This is a genomic window from Mesorhizobium sp. M7A.F.Ca.US.006.04.2.1 (assembly GCF_004022915.1).
Classification (GTDB): Bacteria; Pseudomonadota; Alphaproteobacteria; order Rhizobiales; family Rhizobiaceae; genus Mesorhizobium; species Mesorhizobium ciceri.
Genome location: NZ_RZQA01001558.1, coordinates 1 through 605, shown reverse-complemented (window position 1 = coordinate 605; position 605 = coordinate 1). Strand labels below are relative to the sequence as shown.

Genomic DNA, 605 nt, shown 5'->3' with positions numbered 1-605 from the left:
CATCTTACCCTGGTTCCCACATTCAATGGTCAGTCGTTAAACTGATCGTAGGGTAAGACACCAACAGGTTTAGAACGATTTGGTAGAGGTTGCTGCAACTAGGCCCGGCCTGGGGAGCCCCGAAACACGCGCTAGGTCGGAAGCGCCGCAACTTGACGTGTTGCTTTCGAGCGTTCGTGCCTGTCGCGCCTGTGCTGGGGAATTCAGCCATGAACCGCGCCCGGTGGTGCAGGTCACTTCCGAGACCCGGCTCTTGATCTGTGGCCAAGCCCCAGGACGACGGGTGCATGAGTGCGGATTGCCGTTCGACGACCCCTCAGGTGACCGCTTGCGCGCGTGGCTTGGGCTGGATCGCAGCGTCTTCTATGGGGATTCGCGAATTGGCGTGGCTCCGATGGCGTTCTGCTTTCCTGGGACCAATCCCAAAGGGGGCGACCACCCGCCACCGTCCCGGTGTGCCGCTCTCTGGCGACGGTCGCTTCTGGCGTGCTTGCCTAGAGTGGAACTGACGCTCCTGGTCGGCGGTTACGCTCAACGGTGGGCGCTGCAACACGCCTCGGGGAGGTCGATGACCGCGACCGTTGCCGCGTGGCGCACCTATGGTC

General features: G+C 62.5%; 1 protein-coding gene. It reads left to right on the top strand.

The genetic code is table 11. The features are described 5' to 3' along the window. Positions 1-157: 157 nt before the first annotated feature. A partial coding sequence (locus EN925_RS38715; RefSeq protein WP_348630395.1) for a uracil-DNA glycosylase family protein occupies positions 158-605 on the top strand: 448 nt, incomplete at its 3' end.